Below are 16,893 nucleotides of genomic sequence, written 5' to 3' on the forward strand. Positions count from 1 at the left end.
CCCTTGGTGTAGTCGAACTTCTCGACCGCCCGGATCAGGCCCAGGTTCCCCTCCTGGATCAGGTCCAGGAACAGCATCCCCCGCCCGACGTAGCGCTTCGCGATCGAGACCACCAACCGCAGGTTCGCCTCGACGAGCTTCCGCTTGGCGACGTCGCCGTCGCGGGCGACCGCCTCCAGGTCGACGCGCAGCGCGACGGTCACCCGCCGTGCCTCGCCGAGCTTCTCGGTCGCGAACAGGCCGGCCTCGATCCGCTTGGCGAGGTCGACCTCCTCCGCGGCGGTCAGCAGCGGGACCTTGCCGATCTCCTTGAGGTACATCCGCACCGGGTCGGACGTGGGCGCCTTGGCGGCGAGGTCGGCCTCCTCGCGGCGGCGACGAGCGAGCGTGTCCGCGGCCTCGCCGGAGTCAGAGCGAKGGTCGAGGATCTCGATTCCCTCGTCGTTCAGGAGCGTCATCACCTGCTCGGCCTGCTCCTGCGGCAGCTCGGCGGCCTGGATCGCCACCGTGACGTCGTCGGTGGTGAGAAAGCCGATCTCCTTGCCCCGGGCGACGAGGTCCTTGACCTCGTCGACCTGGGCTACGCGCGGCAGGACGGTCTGGGTGCGCATGGGCGGAATCTCGTCACTTCCTTCTCGGCGGGATCGACCCAGGTCACGTGGCACCGCTGCCTCGTCCCCGGAGCTCCTTCTTGTACTGTTCGAGCGCTACAAGCTCGCCGAACGCCTGGTTGAACACCTCAGGATCGGTCACCGGGTTCAGCCGCTGAACGCGCGACTTCACCTCGTTGATCCGACGGTCGATGGCGGCTTCCTGCACCCGCGCGAGCTGAGCGGCGACGTAGCCGTCGTCGACCTCGTGGTCGACCAGCATCGACTCCACCGCCAGTGCCGTGACCAGCCGCGCGACGGACTCGTGCGGCGTCGCGGCGACGACCATGCCGACCCACCTGGGCACGTCACCGGCGGCGACGAGCCCGGCGGACACGCCACCGGCCGCGGCGATCGCCCCGAGTACCGCGCGGTGCTCGGGCACGGTGAACACCTCGGCGTCGAGCTCGTCGAACATCGGCCCGGCGAGCCCGGGGCACTGCAGGGCGATCTTGAGCGTCTCCCGCTCGACGATCACCCCAGGATCGTCCGGGCCGCCGGCCGCGCCGCCGCGGGCGCCCCGCTGGGCCGCGGGCGAGCCGGCCGAGCCGGCGCCCTTGCCACCGCGCCGGCCGGGCGGGCCGTCCAGCATCGGCGCCGACGGATGCTCCGTGACGCGGCGCAGCACGAACTCCTCGTCGTTGAAGCCCGTCCACCGGTCGAGCTGGATGGCGTAGCGCTGCCGCAGCGACCAGTCCTTGATCCGGTTGACGATCGGGGCGGCGGCGTCGAGCGCCGCGACCCGGCCCTCGATGCTGTTGAGGTCGTGGCGGCCGAGCACCTGCCGCAGCGCGAACTCGACCAGTGGCACCCGGCTCGCGACGAGGTCACGCACCGCCGCGTCCCCGTGGGCCAGCCGCAGGTCGCACGGATCGAGCCCGGACGGCTCGACGGCGACGTAGGTCTGCGCGACGAAGCGCTCCTCGTGCTCGAAGGCGCGCATCGCCGCCTTCTGGCCGGCCGCGTCGCCGTCGAAGGCGAAGATCACCTCGCTGCGCCGGACGTCGGAGTCCATCAGCAGCCGGCGGACGGTGCCGACGTGTTCGGCCCCGAACGCCGTGCCGCAGGTCGCGACGGCCGTGGCGACGCCGGCGAGATGGCAGGCCATCACGTCGGTGTAGCCCTCGACCACGACGACCTGGTAGCGGCGGCCGATCTCCCGACGGGCGAGGTCGGCGCCGTAGAGCAGGTGCGCCTTCTTGAACAGCGGCGTCTCGGGGCTGTTGAGGTACTTGGGGCCGGCCTTCTCGTCGTCGTCCGCGAGCCTGCGCCCGCCGAAGCCGACGACCTCGCCGGACAGGTCGTGGATCGGCCAGACGAGCCGGTGGCGAAACCGGTCGATCAGGCCGCCGCGGGCGCCCCGCTTGGCCAGCCCGCCGAGCTCCAGCTCCTCCGGGGTGAACCGGCGGGCGAGCAGGTGGCGGGTCAGCTCGTCCCAGCCCTGCGGGGCGTAGCCGACGCCGAAGTGCGCCGCGACGTCGGCGTCGAAGCCGCGGGTGGCGAGGAAGTCCTGGCCCGCGACGGCCGACGCGGCGGTGGACAGCTGCTCGGCGTAGAACTGGGCGGCGACGCGGTGGGCTTCCAGGAGCCGCTGGCGCTGGCTGACGACCGAGCGGCTGGTGGTGCCGCCGCCCTCGTAGGTGATGGTGACGCCGGCCTTGCGGGCGAGCCGCTCGACGGCCTCCGGGAAGGTCAGCCCGTCGATCTCGCGGACGAAGCGGATGACGTCGCCACCCTGCTCGCAGCCGAAGCAGTGGTAGACGCCGGTCGACGGCTTGACGTTGAAGGAGGGCGTCTTCTCCTCGTGGAACGGGCACAGCCCGCGCAGGTTGTCGCTACCGGCCGGGCGCAGCTGGACGTGCTCGCCGATGACGTCCTCGATCCGGGCCCGCTCGCGGACGAGAGCGATGACACCGTCGGGGATGCGTCCGGTCAACGGTCCCTCCCCTGTGCGTCCGGCCCGTGCCGGGTCAGTCGACGAGCGGGCTCGGTCGGCGAGGACCCGCCGCGTGCCGACGCCGAGGCGGTGAGACGAGCGTCCGCCAGGCATGAGAACCTGACGTGCCGGCCCAGCACATCAACCACCACCCGGGCGCGGCGCAACGGCGCACATTGTCGCCGCCCACACAAGTGCCGCCCACACAACCCCTACGCGCCGATGGTACTTGTCGCGAACGCGACAGTACCGATCATRCCAGAACGGCGGCCGGCGTGAAGGGCGCTCCGCGACCTTCACGGCAGCCACCTGCCGGGCGCTGAGCGTCTCCTCGTACGGAAGACGCACCCAGGTCTCACAGCACGCGGGGCAACGGACGGCCGAGCAGCTGGGCGTGAAGACGGCCCGCGCTGGCGTCGGTGAAGCGGGCCACCTGGTCAATCACGATACGCAGCCGCGACGGGTCGTCGGGAGCCACCCCCCAGCCCGGGCGCAGGAGCGGCTCCAGGGTGCCGGGCGCGCCCGCGGCGATGAGCTCGACCAGCTCAGTGATCACCTCGCGCTGGCGCGCGCGCCGGGCCTCCCCGGAGCGCAGGCCGATGACGAAGTACCAGGCCACTCCCTTCAGGGCCAGGCACTCGGCGCGGATGTCCGCCGGGACGACCAGATCCGCCTGGTAGCGGCGCAGCGGCCCGTCGCCGAAACGCTCCCGGGTGGCGGAGCGGGCGGCGGCGGCGAAGCGGGCCACCAGCTCACTTGTCATCGTGCGCAGCGCGGCGAGGCCCATGGCGGAGGCGGGACTGGGCGCGCCCCACCAGGGCTGGGCGGCGAGCCGCGCCAGCGCCTCGGCGATCGCCGAGGCGTCGGCGCCGTAGAGGCCGGCCGTGTAGTCCGCGAGCTCGGCCCGTCCGGCCGGCGCGAGGATCGCCGAGAGGTCCACCAGGCCGCCGACCACGCCGTCCTCGAGGTCGTGCACGGAGTAGGCGACGTCGTCGGCCCAGTCCATGATCTGCGCTTCCAGGCTGCGCCGGCTCTCGGGAGCGCCCGCGCGGACCCAGTGGAACGCCRCCAGGTCGTCGTCGTAGACGCCGTACTTGCGCGCGGCCAGGTCCGGCTGGGCGCAGCCGGAGCCCGCGCCGGTGGCACTCTGCGGCCGCGGCCAGGGGTACTTCAGCGTCGCGTCGAGGGTGGCCCTGGTCAGGTTCAGCCCGCCGGGTGCCCCGGTCTCGTCGACGGTCTTCGCCTCGAGCCTCGTCAGCTCGCGGAAACTCTGCGCGTTGCCCTCGAACCCGCCGCAGGGTGTCGCGGCGATGTTGAGCGCCCGCTCGCCGTTGTGACCGAAGGGAGGGTGACCAAGGTCATGCGCGAGGCAGGCGGCGTCCACCAGGTCGGCGTCGGCGCCGATTGTCGCGGCGAGTTCCCGGCCAATCTGCGCCGTTTCCAGAGAGTGCGTGAGTCGGGTGCGGGGGAAGTCGTCGTCCAGCGGCCCCATGACCTGCGTTTTTGCCGCAAGTCTCCGCAAGGCACTCGAATGCAACACGCGGGCACGATCCCGGGCGAACGCACCTCGATCGTCCGGTGTAGCCTTCGGGCGCTCGTCCAGTCGACGCTCCACGTCCGCGTCGTCATACCAGGTCACCATGGATCCAACCTCGTCGGTTGAGCATTTCGAGAGGAACCCGCTACCTGGGGTCGACGCAGCGACCATACTTTGTGCCGCACCCCCTAGCGTTCCAGTAACAACGGCCGCCGGGCGCGCGAAGAAGATCGTTTTCGCGCACCGTTTGGCCACCTAGCACTCGGCCCGGAGGCCCGCCGTGAACAACATCGTCAAGTATTTGATCATCGCCTTCGTGCTGTTCTTCGTGGTGACCCAGCCGGACAGCGCGGCGAGCATCATCTCCAAGGGCATCGACGGGCTCCAGTCCATCGGCAACGGTGTGTCCGACTTCGTCACCCAGACCGCCCTGTGATCGGCGCCAGGCACCGGTCCTCCCCCGCCCGTCAAGCCAGTCGGCCCGGGTATGGACGGTGGGGGTGGGGTGTGGGCGCAGGCTGGCGGTCTGGCCAGACCGATCGGTGACGTCACCCGCGGCGCGCGGCGGCTGGCGCCGCGCGTCGGGCCCCATCGGCCTGCCCGCTCGGCGGGGACCGCGGGCGCGAGCGAGGGTTCGCGGCTCGGCCAGGCCGGCCGGGGACACCACCAGGGCGACGCTGTGGCTTCGCCACCGGGATCGCGCCGCGATCCCGCTCCTACATCCTGATCTGTCTGGGACACTGCCGCTGTGGTGAGACTTCGCCTTCCTGACCCCGCAAACCGCGACCTGAAGTACCTGGCCTCCCAGGAGCGGCTCGTTTCCATGGTCCGGCTGCACTGGGCCGTCCTGTTGCGCGTCTGCGCCGAGACCGCCGGCGCCATCGCGCTCGCGCTCGCGGTCAACATCTTCCTCGCGGTCCGCGGYGGCGGCACGTTCATCACCACGCTGCTGTGGTACTTCGCGCTGTTCATGATCCTCCGAGCCCTCTGGCGGATCACGGACTGGCACATGGACCACCTGATGATCACGGACAAGCGCCTGCTGAAGGTGTCCGGAGTCTTCGTCCGCAAGGCCCAGACGATGCCCCTCAGCAAGATCACCGATATGACCTACACACGGGACCCGCTGGGCCGCGTGCTCGGCTACGGCGAGTTCAAGGTCGAGTCCGCCGGCCAGGACCAGGCACTGAACAGGCTGCCCTACATCCCCAAGCCGGACCAGCTCTACATCACCCTCCTCGACATGACCTTCGGCGGCGGCCCCAAGCCGGCCGAGGACGACTAACGCGAATGGTCCCGCCACCCTTCGGGGCGGCGGGACCATTCACGGCACTGTGTCCGACTAGGCCAGCAGGGCCCGGGCGGCTTCGGCGATGTGCTTGGCGGAGATGCCCGCGAAGTCGAGCAGCTCCTCCGAGGTGCCGGAGCCGGGCAGCTCGCGCACGGCCAGGTGGCGCAGGCGCAGCGGGGCGCTTCCGTCGCCGAGTGCCTCCAGCACCGCGCTACCGACCCCGCCCTGCGGCCAGTGGTCCTCGGCGACGACGATCCGGCCGGCCGTCGCGTTCGCCGCCTCGATCAGCGTGGCCTTGTCGACCGGCTTGATCGAGTACAGGTCGATCACCCGGGCGGTGATGCCGTCCGCCGCGAGCGTGTCCGCGGCGGCCAGCGCCTGGTACAGGGTGACGCCCGCGCCGATGAGCGTGACCACGTCGGCATCCGAGCTGCGCAGCACCTTGGAGCCACCGGGCGCGAACTCCTCGTCCGGCCCGTAGAGCACCGGGTAGGCGCCCCGAGTGGTCCGCATGTAGCTGACGCCGTCGAGGTCCGCCATCGCCGCGACGAGCTTGGCCGTGCTGGTCGCGTCGCTCGGGTAGAGCACGGTCGACCCGCCGACCGCGCGGATCATCGCCAGGTCCTCCAGCGCCATCTGCGACGGCCCGTCGGCGCCGATCTCCACCCCGGCGTGCGAGCCGGAGAGCCGGATGTCGGCATGCGAGACCGCGGCCATCCGGATGAAGTCGTACGCGCGTGAGAGGAACGCGGCGAAGGTGGAGGCGAACGGCACGTAGCCGCGCACCTGGAGACCCACCGCGGCGGCGACCATCTGCTGCTCGGCGATGAACATCTCGAAGAACCGCTCGGGGTGGGCCTTCTTGAAGTCGTCGGAGTACGTCGAGTTGCTCACCTCGGCGTCCAGGGCGACGACGTCGCCGCGCGCGCCGACGGCCGCCAGCGCCTCGCCATAGGCCTTTCGGGTGGCCACCTTGGTGCCGATCTCCCACGTCGGCAGCGTGATCCGCACGTCGGCCAGCGCCGCCGGCCGGGGCAGCGACGGGCTGGGTACCGGGCCGCGCACGCGCAGGTTGCGCTCGCCGCCGAGTTCGGCGATGGCCCGCTCGGCCATGTCGGCCGGCAGCGGCTTGCCGTGCCAGCCCTCGTGGTCGGCGATCTCGCTGAACCCGTCGCCCTTGATGGTGCGGGCGATGATCGCGACCGGCCCGTTGTACCCGTCCGCCTCGGTGAGTGCCGCGTCGATCGCGTCGATGTCGTGGCCGTCGATCTCGATCGTCTTGACGCCGAAGGCGCTGATCCGCTGGGCGTAGGTCGCCAGGTCCCAGCCGAGCTCGGTCGGGCCGCGCTGGCCCAGGCGGTTGACGTCGATGATCGCGATCAGGTTCGACAGCTCGTAGACGGAGGCCTTGTCGAAGGCCTCCCACATCGAGCCCTCGGCCATCTCGCTGTCACCGCAGAGAACCCAGACCCGGTAGGGGCTCTTGTCGAGGTACTTGCCGGCGATCCCGACGCCGACCGCGTCGGGCAGGCCCTGGCCGAGGGAGCCGGTCGCCACGTCCACCCAGGGCAGCACCGGCGTCGGGTGGCCCTGCAGGCGCTGGCCGAACCGGCGGTAGCCGGTCATCAGCTCCTCGTCGGTGATGACGCCGACGGCCTTGTAGACGGAGTAGAGCAGCGGGGACGCGTGCCCCTTCGAGAAGATCAGATGATCGTTCGCCGGGTCGGCCGGGTTGTCCCAGTCGTAGCGCAGGTGACGGCCGACCAGCACGGCCAGCAGGTCGGCCGCCGACATTGATGACGTTGGATGTCCGGAACCCGCCGACGTGCTGGATCGGATCGAGTCGACCCTCAGCTGCCGGGCGAGTTCGCGGACCGTCTCCAGATCGGCCACGCCCACCGCTTCGGACACGGGACTTGCCACGCCTGCCTCCTTCATAGCGACGCCCGTGGCAGGTCCACATCGACCCGCCCGTCGTCGCACTACCCGGCGTCTAAGCGTTCCGAACCGTACCAGCGCCGCCGATGGCCACCCGCCCGCCAAGCCACCAGGATGTGCGTCACATTCCAGGTTCCGGCGGCCTCTGGCGGCACGACGAGAACCAGTTGCGCATCGCTCGCCCCTGGGAAGCCGTGCCGACCGCGAGCAGCGGCCCMGGTCACGCCAGCCAGGCCAGCCAGGGTTTACGTCGCCCCCGGACGCCGCATGGCGACCAGCGAACCACACCGCCGGACCGCCACGACAGACCTCACGTGAAGTTTGTTGGAGCAAGCAGCAAATTGGCCGCGGCCGACATTCCGTTGGCATGACCGAACATCAAGGTAAGCGCGGACAGTGGCCGGTGAGCCTCGTTAGACGGCGGGATGGCTGGCGCCAGACGGGGTCGCGCGGTGGAACATCTGGTAGAAGCGGTATCCGATCGCCTCGCGGATGATGTAGCGGGCCTGGGTGTCCCATCCCCGGTTCGCCGGGCCCGTACGGGTCGGTGAGGTGGTCGCCTTCAGGCCCAGGTCACGGGCCATGGCCACCGAACGCAGGCTGTGCCAACGGTCGGTGACGACCACCGCGCTGCGCAGCGACCGGGTGTTCATCTCCCCGGCGGCGGCGACCAGCGACTGGAGCGTGTCCCGTCCCTCCGGCACCGCCAGCACCTTCGAGGCTGGTATGCCCTGTTTGACGAGGTAGGACGCGCCGACGCCGGCCTCGGAGAACGGGTCGCCGGGGATCCGCCCACCCACGGTGATCACCAGTGGGGCGACGCCCGCGCGGTAGAGCTCGGCGGCGTGGTCCAGCCGGGCCGCGAAGACCGCCGACGGGCGGCCGTTGTACTGCGACGCGCCGAGCACGACCAGGGCGTCCGAACGCGGCCGGTTGTCCTGGCTGCCGACCCACCACACCTGCCCGATGGTGACCAGGGTGAAAACGATCACTCCGACCAGGAGTGCGAGCACGCCGCGCGCCAGCCACAGCCACCAGGGCGCGCGCAGCCCGCGCAGCAGACCCGGCCGGCGGCGTGGCGTGGACGCGGGCTCTGGCGTCGTCGGGGCCGTGGGCGTGGCCGTGAGCGACTCGGCGCTCGCGGCCGGCGCCTTGCCCGTCGCGCGACGACCTAGGGTTCGGATCACTGGACTCCTCCGCCGCAGACCCTATCGGCCCGACCTGTACCGCTTCGCGTGGGACACCCGCTCGGCCCGCGAGGACGCCTCGCGTCCGGATAGTCCATGCTGGTCTGCATTCCCCGTCCGCCGCGGATCACGCCCAGGGACAGGTGTGATCGCGCCCGGAAGTGGGCTTTCGCGGGACGGCTCCCGCCAGTCGGGTGATCCACTGAACCGAAGATGAACATCACATGACAAGGCAACCGGCAGTCGCCCCCGCGACATGCGCGGCGGCCCGATGTTTGCCACGATGCGCCGCGAAACGGTCCTACGGTGCGATCCGCCCCGGCGTTCGACATACAGACACCTGACCCGCAGACGACGCACGCAGACAACAGAGGAGGCCGGCAGGTGGCCACTGGTCGCGGCAACGGCCGCGTCGTAGGTCCGATCCTCGCCGCGCTGCTGGTGTTCGGGGTGGTGGGGCTCGCGATCATCCCCCGGCTCACCGGCGGCAAGGACGGCGGCGGGCAGGGCGGCGAGCTCACCGACATCCGCATCCTGGCCGGCTCGGAGACGCAGGCCTACCTCACCGATCCGGACGTCACCAAGCGCCTCAAGGACCGCGGGTACCGGTTGGCGGTCGACACCGCGGGCTCCCGCGACATCGTGAAGCGCGACCTGACCGGCTACGACATCGCGCTCCCGTCGAACTCCCCGCAGGCCGACCAGATCAGGCGCGACAAAGCCATCACCCGCGCGCAGTACGTGCTGTTCTTCACGCCGATCGCGATCGCGACCTTCACGAAGATCGTGAGGCCCCTCACCGCCGAAGGGGTCATCAAGACCGACGGAAACGTCCCCTACTTCGACATGCGCGGCTACCTCGACCTGGTAGCCGCGGACAAACGCTGGTCACAGCTCAAGGACAACCCCGACTACCAGAACTCCGGGTCGGTGCTCATCAAGTCGACGGACGTCCGCTCCTCGAACTCGGCGGCCGTCTACCTGGCGATCGCCTCCTACGTCGAGAACGGCAACCAGGTCGTGAGCGACTCAGAGACGGCGGAGAAGCTGGGCCCCCAGCTCGCGAAGCTGTTCACCCTTCAGGGCTACACGGACCCGTCCACGGAGGGGCCGTTCAACGACTACCTGTCGATCGGGATCACCAAGACGCCGATGGTCATGATCTACGAGTCGCAGTTCCGAGCACGCCAGATCGCGGGCGACGAATCGATCAGGGACGGYCGAGTGCTGGTGTACCCGAGCCCGACGATCTACGCGAAGCACACCGCGGTCCCCCTGAACGACAAGGGCGACGCCGTCGCGAAGCTGCTGGCCACCGACCCGGAGCTGCAGCGGCTCGCCGTCCGCAACGGCTTCCGCACCTCCAACGCCACCCAGCCAGCCGGCAACTCGGGCGACGGTGGCGCCGCGCCGCCGCCGCAGCTGGCCAACGTCGTCGAGCCGCCCACTCAGAAGATCTCCGAACTGATGATCAAGAAGATCGACGAGGCCTACGGATGAGCCGCGGAATCACCTCGGGGTCCCGGTGCCGCCGGCAGCGGCGGTCGGTCGGCGCTCTTGGCGCGTTCGGAGCGCTCGTCACGGCGGTCACGCTGCTCGTCGGCTGTACCGACGGCGGCTCGGGCGGCCCGGACACCAGCACCTCGTCGCCCCCGCCGCCCAGCAAGGCGGGAACGTTGCGCATCCTCGCCGGCTCCGAGCTGAAGGACCTCGAGCCGCTGCTGCCCGACCTGAAGAAGGCGACGGGCATCAGCGTCACGTTCAGCTACACCGGCACCCTCGACGGCGCGGACAAGATCCTCCACGGCGCCGCGGACGCGGACGCCGCGTGGTTCTCCTCCGACCGCTACCTGCGCCTCCTGCCCGGCGGCGCGGCCAAGGAGCTGGTCCGCACGCCGGTGATGCTCTCCCCGGTGGTCCTCGGCGTACGGACGCCGCTCGCGCAGCAGTTCGGCTGGACGGGCGACGCGCAGGTCACCTGGGGCGACATCGCCACGAAGGTCTCCTCCGGCCAGCTCACCTACGCCATGACCAACCCGGCGGCCTCCAACTCCGGTTTCTCCGCGCTCGTCGGGGTGGCGGCGGCCTTCGCCGGCACCGGTGACGCGCTGCAGGTCGCCGACATCAAGACGGCCCCGCTCAAGAGCTTCTTCTCCGGCCAGGTGCTCACCGCCGGCAGCTCCGGCTTTCTGACCGACGCCTTCGTCAAGGCCCCCGCCGCCAGCGTCGGCGCGATGATCAACTACGAGTCGGTGCTGCTCACCCTGCAGCGCTCCGGCGCCGCGGGGCCCATCACGATCATCCGCCCCCACGACGGTGTCATCACGGCCGACTACCCGATGGCGCTGCTCGCCGACAACCGGCGCGACGAGTACACCCGCGTCGTCACCTGGCTGCGCTCCCCCGAGGCCCAGCGCCGCATCCAGAACGACACCAGCCGCCGGCCAGCGGTTCCCGGCGTCAAGCTGGACGCCCGCTTCGGCACYGGCACGCCGGTCGAGCTGCCGTTCCCGGCCACCCAGCAGGTCGCCGACCAGCTGCTCGCCGCCTACTTCGACGAGTACCGCCGCCCCACGCACGCCATCTACGTGCTGGACGTGTCGGGCTCCATGGAGGGCGACCGGCTGGCCTCGCTCCAGCAGGCGCTCGTCGGGCTGACGGGGGCGGACGACAGCCTTTCCGGCCGGTTCGCCCGGTTCCGCGGCCGGGAGCACGTCACCATGATCACGTTCAGCAGCCAGGTGACCGGCACCCGTGACTTCACCATCACCGACCCCAGACCCGGCTCGCCGGACCTGAAAGCCATCACCGACTTCGCCGGGTCGCTGCGGGCCAACGGCAACACCGCCGTCTACAGCGCGCTCGACGCGGCGTACGACAAGGCGGCGCAGGCGACCAAGGCCGACCCGAACGCGCTGACGTCGATCGTGCTGATGACCGACGGCGAGACCAACAGCGGTCTCGACGCCGACCAGTTCACCACGCGCTACGACGCCCGGCCGTCCACGGCCCGTGCCGTGCGCACGTTCGCGGTCGTCTTCGGCGAGGCGGACCGCGACGCGCTCACCACCATCGCCACCAGCACCGGCGGCGCTGTCTTCGACGCCACCGCGCCGGGGGTGTCCCTCTCCGACGTGTTCCAGGAGATCCGTGGCTACCAGTAGGCACCGCGACCAGGACCGCGACCAGAACCGCCAGGTCGCTGGCGGTGGTGGCGGTGGCCTCATGGGCTGGCTCGGATCCGGCCGCAACATCCTCGGGTGCGTCGGCGCGCTGGGCGGCGTCGCGCTCGGGGTCGTCGGGGCCGTCCCCGCGCCCTGGTGGCCGTTCGGCGTCGCGGCGCTCTACGGGGCGGGCGTGCTGGCGTTCCCCCGCCGGGCCGCGAGCGGCCCCGGTGTCCTGGACGACCTCGGCGATGACGACGACGGGGCCGACGTCGAACGGCTGCGGGCGGCGGCCCAGGCACACCGGAAGTCGCTCATCGGCCGGGCCCCGACCGAGGTGATCCGTGCGACCGAGCGGGTCACCGGCGCGCTCGACGAGCTGTTCGACCGGCCGGAGCTGCTGCGCCGGGGCTCACAGGAGACCGACCTCGTCGAGCGGCTCGTGGACGACTACCTGCCGACCGCGCTGAACACCTACCTGAGCCTGCCGCGGACCTTCGCCGGCACACACCAGCTGCCGGACGGGCGCACGCCGCGGCAGGTGCTGCTCGACCAGCTCGCGCTGCTGGAGCGGGCCGTTCGCGAGGTCACCGAGGACGCGAGCAACGGCGAGACGAGTCGCCTGCTCGCCCACGAGCGCTTCCTGGCCGACCGGTTCGGCCCGAACGCCCTTGAGATCCCCGACCGACCCGCGCCGGCGTCCGGGGCGGGAGCCGAGGCCGGGGCCGCGGAGACGAGGCCCTTCCCGCCCGACCCGGCGGGATGACGGACCCGGCGACGACACGAGCCTGGCCACTCCGGCTCAGCCGGCTCGGGGCATGAAGAACGGCGCCGTCCGGAAGCTCGGGGGGTACTACCGGTCGACGCCGTTGTACTCGACGGTAGCAAACTTGTCCCCCGAATGTCCCGGTCGTGTCCCCCAAATGTCCGTGGGATCGCACACCTCGGAGACAATGCCTGCCGGCGCCTACATCGGGCCGAGCTGGGCGTTCAGGTAAGTAACGATCTTGTCGAGGGAGATGCGCTGCTGGGCCATCGAGTCGCGCTCGCGGATCGTCACCGCCTGGTCGGTCAGCGTGTCGAAGTCGACGGTGACGCAGTACGGCGTGCCGATCTCGTCCTGACGGCGGTAGCGGCGGCCGATGGCCTGCGAGTCGTCGTACTCGACGTTCCAGTGCCGGCGCAGCTKGGCGGCGAGGTCCTTGGCGACCGGTGAGAGGTCGGCATGCCGGGACAGGGGCAGCACCGCGACCTTCACCGGGGCCAGGCGCGGGTCGAGGCGCAGCACGATGCGGCGGTCCACGCCGCCCTTCGTGTTCGGCGCCTCGTCCTCGTCGTAGGCGTCCAGCAGGAAGGCGAGCGTGGCCCGGTCGACGCCAGCCGCTGGCTCGATGACGTACGGGGTGTAGCGAACGCCGGTGGCCTGGTCGAAGTAGGAAAGCTCCGCGCCGGAAGCCTTCGCGTGCGAGGTCAGGTCGAAGTCGGTGCGGTTCGCGATGCCCTCCAGCTCACCCCACTCCAGGCCGGCGAAGTTGAACCGGTACTCGATGTCGACCGTGCGCTTCGCGTAGTGGGCGAGCTTCTCCCGCGGGTGCTCGAAGTGGCGGATGTTGTCCGGCTTCATGCCGTGCTCGGTGTACCACTTGGTCCGCTCGGTGATCCAGTACTCATGCCAGGTCTCGTCCTCGCCCGGCGGCACGAAGAACTCCATCTCCATCTGCTCGAACTCGCGGGTCCGGAAGATGAAGTTGCCCGGGGTGATCTCGTTGCGGAACGACTTGCCGATCTGGCCGATGCCGAACGGCGGCTTGCGCCGCGCCGTCGACTGGACGTTGGCGTAGTTGATGAAGATGCCCTGCGCGGTCTCGGGGCGCAGGTAGGCCAGGCCCGAGGCGTCCTCGACCGGGCCGAGGAAGGTCTTGAGCAGGCCGTTGAACAACTTCGGCTCGGTGAACTTGCCGCGGGTGCCGCAGTTCGCGCAGACGACCTCGGACAGGCCGGCCGGCTTGCGGCCGTGCTTGGCCTCGAAGGCCTCCTCGAGGTGGTCGGCGCGGTAGCGCTTGTGGCAGTTCGTGCACTCGGTCAGCGGGTCGGTGAAGACCTCGACGTGACCGGAGGTCTCCCACACCTCCCGCGCGAGGATGACGCACGAGTCAAGGCCGACGACGTCCTCCCGGCCCTGCACGACCRCCTTCCACCAGGCGCGCTTCACGTTGTTCTTCAGCTCGACACCGAGGGGTCCGTAGTCCCAGGACGCACGCAGACCACCGTAGATCTCGCTCGACGGGAACACGAGGCCCCGCCGCTTGGAGAGGCTGACGATGGTGTCCATCAGGTCGGATGTGCCTGCCACGGGACCCTGCTCCTTAACCACACTGACGTCTCGTCGTCGAGGCGATGTACAGGGGTCCAGCCTACGGACTCGGACGCCCACCCGGTGACGGCCCGCGCCGGCACCGCGCCGGAGCCAACCCGGCGCCCCGGCCGGGGGCCTAGATCGCGTCGAGGTCGAGGTACTCGGCGAGCCAGGCGCGCAGGCGCTCGCCGTCGACCAGCTCCAGGCGGTTCTTCGCGGCGAACTCCCAGGACGACGGGCCGAAGCCCGACGTCGTCACCAGGATCCCCTTGATCGCGTCGCGGTCGTGGACGGTGCCGGCGAGCTCGCGCACGTAGTGCGCCGCCACGGTGCGCTTCAGCCGCTTCACCGAGATCACGATGAGCCCGCTGGCGAGCGGGTCGTCGGAACGCACCTCGACGTCGACGCCGCCGTCACCGGAACGCCCGGTGCGCTGGGTGGTGTAGCCCATCCCGGTGAACAGGTTCGCGACCAGCTGCTCGAAGTCGTACGGGTCCATCGCCAGCAGGTCCAGCGGCGCCCGCCGCGCGACCCTGGCGACGGGCCGCACGTGCAGCAGCCGGCTGGCGCCCGCCCAGCCGCGCCAACCGCCTGAGCCGTCGCCGCCGGCCTCGCCCGCGCCGTTGGTGTCGTCGGAGTCGTCGCCACCTCGGGCACGCGCGCCGTCCCAGCCGCTGGACCGCCGGGCCACGGGGCTGGGACGGTCGGCGGAGCCAGCGCCCGGGGTGGCCGCGGGCTGGCGAGGCCAGGCCGGCCAGGCCCCGGTCGGGGAGGCGACGATCTCGGTCGGGGCATCGGAGGGGTCGACACCCCCGCCCGCTCCCCAGGGGGACGGCGCGTAGGGCCTGGTCGGGGCGATGGGCTCGGCCGGGCGCGCGACCGGGCGGCGTGGCACCTCCGGCGGGGCGGGCGGCAGGGGCAGCGTGGGCGGCAGGGGGGCGGCGGGCCGGGTACGGAGCTCCGGCGGGGCGGGCCGGACGGGCGTGGGGGCCTGCTCGACGCGGACGCCGTGCTCGGTCAGCAGCGCGGCGGTGCCCGCCTCCCAGCCCTGCGAGACCGCGCGCACCTTCCAGCCGCCGCCGCGCCGGTACAGCTCGACGAGCACCATGCAGCGCTCGCCGCCCCCGGCGACGACCCGGTGGCTCGCCGCCCAGGCGGCGCCGGCGCCGGTGCCAGGGCCGTCCCAGGCCGACTCACCGGCCACCTCGACCCGGACGCGCAGGCCGGCGTCGTCGGTGAACGTGCCGGTCCAGCCGTCATCCAGCCCGGCGGCGACGACCACCGTCTCGACGTCGTCCGCGAGGTCGCCCAGCTCGATCCGCACGCGCTGGTCGTCGACCTGCCACAGGCAGCCGTCCGCGGAGCGGCGCTGGTTGTAGAAGACCAGGTCGCCGTCATCGCGGACCCGCCGCTCGCCGGTCAGCTCGAGCGTGAACAGGTCGACGGCGTGGGCTGGCAGGCTCGACGCGAGCGACACCCGCACCACGGGGCTCGGCACCGCGGTGTTCGCGCCCTTCGCGAGTTCCAACCACTCCCCCACGATCAGGCCATAACGGCGCCGGAACGGCCAGCTTAGGCAGCCTATCCGGGCCAAGGTCCCAAGTTAGGGACGAATCCGGCGTCCTCCATCGACCCGCCGGGACGCCGACGAGGCCGGGGCTCCCCGGACACGCCGACCAACTACTTCCCGCGGTCATACAGACACGGCTCAGCGCCCCTGAGCGGCGCGAGCCAAGCCCATCAGCACCCCCCAAGGGGCCCCACCTCACGTGCCCCGCCGTCGCGCTACGCCTCCCACCCCGAACTGTGTCGGATGGGCCTGCCTATAGAGGAATGTGTCTCAAGGCATACGATGAGTTGGATCATTGGTCTGTTGGTGGCGACGGTTCTTGGTTGGCCACTGGTGGCGGGTCAAGGGTAGCCGGTTCGGGGGGTAGGTGGACTTGGCCGAGAAGTGTGCGTAGGCGGCTGGCGACGTCGGGGGGTACTGGTGGGGCGGTGTCGACGGCCTTGCGGATGGCGTCGCGTTGGGCGGCTAGGAGGGCGGCTACGCGGGCGTCGTGGGTGGAGTCGGGGACGTCGTGGTCGGTTGGCTCCGGGGTGGGCGCGGACGCGGGCGCGGTCACGGTGGGGTTCTTTCTCGGCGCCGTGCGGGGTGCCGTGGTGTTGGGGGTAACGGGTAACGGCGTGCTCGGCGCCCGGAGCCGTGTTTTGGGCTGTTTCTGGCTGTCGGGGCGGGTCGCGGTTACCGGTTACGGGGTGGTGTTGGTGCTGGTCATCCCTGAAGGAGCGGGGCCGGTCAAGACGATGCTGGGATCTGTTTTGRCTGGTTGTGGGCGTGCGGGGGTTGGCCGCCGTGGGGTCGGCGGCGTGTGGGAGGGGCAGGCAGCTGTGCCTGCCGTTGTGTGCTGCCCGCGGGTTCGCAGAGGCTCCGGGGTCAGGGCCCGTGGGCCCCGGAGGGGACCCGGTCGCCGTAGGCGATGCGTGAGCAGCCTTGACGCTGGAGGGGCGGGCCCGCACGCTGCGTCGCGGACCCCACGGCGGCCGGCCGGGTGACCGAGATTTGGCGTGGGGTTTGGGTGCGGCCGTCAGGCCGCTCGACTGCTGTATGTGTCTGAACTGGGAAACGGTTTCCTTTCAGACGGGTAGGGGTGGTGCGGTTTCGTCTCCATCCCGAATCGGTGTCGGGGGCAGGTTCGGCTGCCAGTCATCCCTTCGCCCATGGGGGCATGGAGCGTTGCGACCGCGGTCGGCGGGGGTCAATCAGAGCGGCGACCACGCCACCGGGGTGGGGGTCATGACCAGCACGGCCACGCCGCCGACCGGGACCGGAC

12 protein-coding genes are annotated in these 16,893 nt (G+C 71.2%); 5 read left to right on the top strand and 7 right to left on the bottom strand.

The features are described from left to right. The 3 genes from BL253_RS37565 to BL253_RS37575 form a co-directional block, all read right to left on the bottom strand. Positions 1–611 (bottom strand): sigma-70 factor domain-containing protein (locus tag BL253_RS37565; RefSeq protein WP_274535309.1); only part of this gene is annotated, 611 nt, incomplete at its 3' end. A 43-nt stretch (positions 612–654) separates the two neighbouring features. Next, positions 655–2,586: a DNA primase gene (dnaG, locus tag BL253_RS37570; protein WP_076822802.1), complete on the bottom strand. Its 1,932-nt coding sequence runs from the start codon at positions 2,584–2,586 to the stop codon at positions 655–657. Between the two features lie 355 nt (positions 2,587–2,941). After that, a complete protein-coding gene (locus BL253_RS37575; protein WP_338013784.1) occupies positions 2,942–4,294 on the bottom strand; it encodes a deoxyguanosinetriphosphate triphosphohydrolase in 1,353 nt (450 codons plus the stop codon). Between the two features lie 109 nt (positions 4,295–4,403). On the opposite strand from BL253_RS37575, the gene BL253_RS43260 reads away from it, so the two are divergent. Together BL253_RS43260 and BL253_RS37580 are read left to right on the top strand one after the other, a co-directional pair. After that, a complete protein-coding gene (locus BL253_RS43260; protein ID WP_007520190.1) occupies positions 4,404–4,559 on the top strand; it encodes a hypothetical protein in 156 nt (51 codons plus the stop codon). Between the two features lie 312 nt (positions 4,560–4,871). Continuing rightward, on the top strand, positions 4,872–5,408 hold the full coding sequence (locus BL253_RS37580) for a PH domain-containing protein (protein ID WP_076822806.1): 537 nt from the start codon (positions 4,872–4,874) through the stop codon (positions 5,406–5,408). 57 nt (positions 5,409–5,465) lie between these two features. On the opposite strand, the gene BL253_RS37585 is transcribed toward BL253_RS37580, so the two are convergent. Beyond that, entirely contained in the window at positions 5,466–7,337 is a 1,872-nt protein-coding gene (locus BL253_RS37585; RefSeq protein WP_076822814.1) for a transketolase, read from the bottom strand. Between the two features lie 428 nt (positions 7,338–7,765). Continuing rightward, positions 7,766–8,539, bottom strand: a complete 774-nt coding sequence (locus BL253_RS37590; RefSeq protein WP_241835500.1) for a YdcF family protein — start codon at positions 8,537–8,539, stop codon at positions 7,766–7,768. 384 nt (positions 8,540–8,923) lie between these two features. Here BL253_RS37590 and BL253_RS37595 point away from each other — a divergent pair, with 384 nt between their 5' ends. The 3 genes from BL253_RS37595 to BL253_RS37605 are packed head-to-tail and all read left to right on the top strand — an operon-like array spanning position 8,924 to position 12,469. Further along, complete coding sequence (locus BL253_RS37595; protein ID WP_076822808.1) at positions 8,924–10,039, top strand: hypothetical protein; 1,116 nt, start codon at positions 8,924–8,926, stop codon at positions 10,037–10,039. Continuing rightward, positions 10,036–11,703 (top strand): VWA domain-containing protein, encoded by a 1,668-nt coding sequence (locus tag BL253_RS37600; RefSeq protein WP_241835501.1) that lies wholly within the window; start codon positions 10,036–10,038, stop codon positions 11,701–11,703. Before BL253_RS37595 ends, BL253_RS37600 begins: the two co-directional genes overlap by 4 nt. Next, positions 11,690–12,469: a hypothetical protein gene (locus BL253_RS37605; RefSeq protein WP_198946554.1), complete on the top strand. Its 780-nt coding sequence runs from the start codon at positions 11,690–11,692 to the stop codon at positions 12,467–12,469. The genes BL253_RS37600 and BL253_RS37605 overlap by 14 nt, the downstream gene beginning before the upstream one ends. A 201-nt stretch (positions 12,470–12,670) precedes the next feature. Here the strand turns inward: BL253_RS37605 and BL253_RS37610 are convergent, their stop codons facing one another. Together BL253_RS37610 and BL253_RS37615 are read right to left on the bottom strand one after the other, a co-directional pair. Next, positions 12,671–14,056 carry a glycine--tRNA ligase gene (locus tag BL253_RS37610; RefSeq protein WP_076822810.1) on the bottom strand — a complete coding sequence of 462 codons (1,386 nt, stop codon included), beginning with the start codon at positions 14,054–14,056 and terminating at the stop codon, positions 12,671–12,673. A gap of 139 nt (positions 14,057–14,195) precedes the next feature. After that, entirely contained in the window at positions 14,196–15,599 is a 1,404-nt protein-coding gene (locus BL253_RS37615; protein WP_076822812.1) for a restriction endonuclease, read from the bottom strand. Positions 15,600–16,893 lie beyond the last annotated feature (1,294 nt).

Origin of the sequence: Pseudofrankia asymbiotica (assembly GCF_001983105.1) — a bacterium.
GTDB lineage: Bacteria > Actinomycetota > Actinomycetes > Frankiales > Frankiaceae > Pseudofrankia > Pseudofrankia asymbiotica.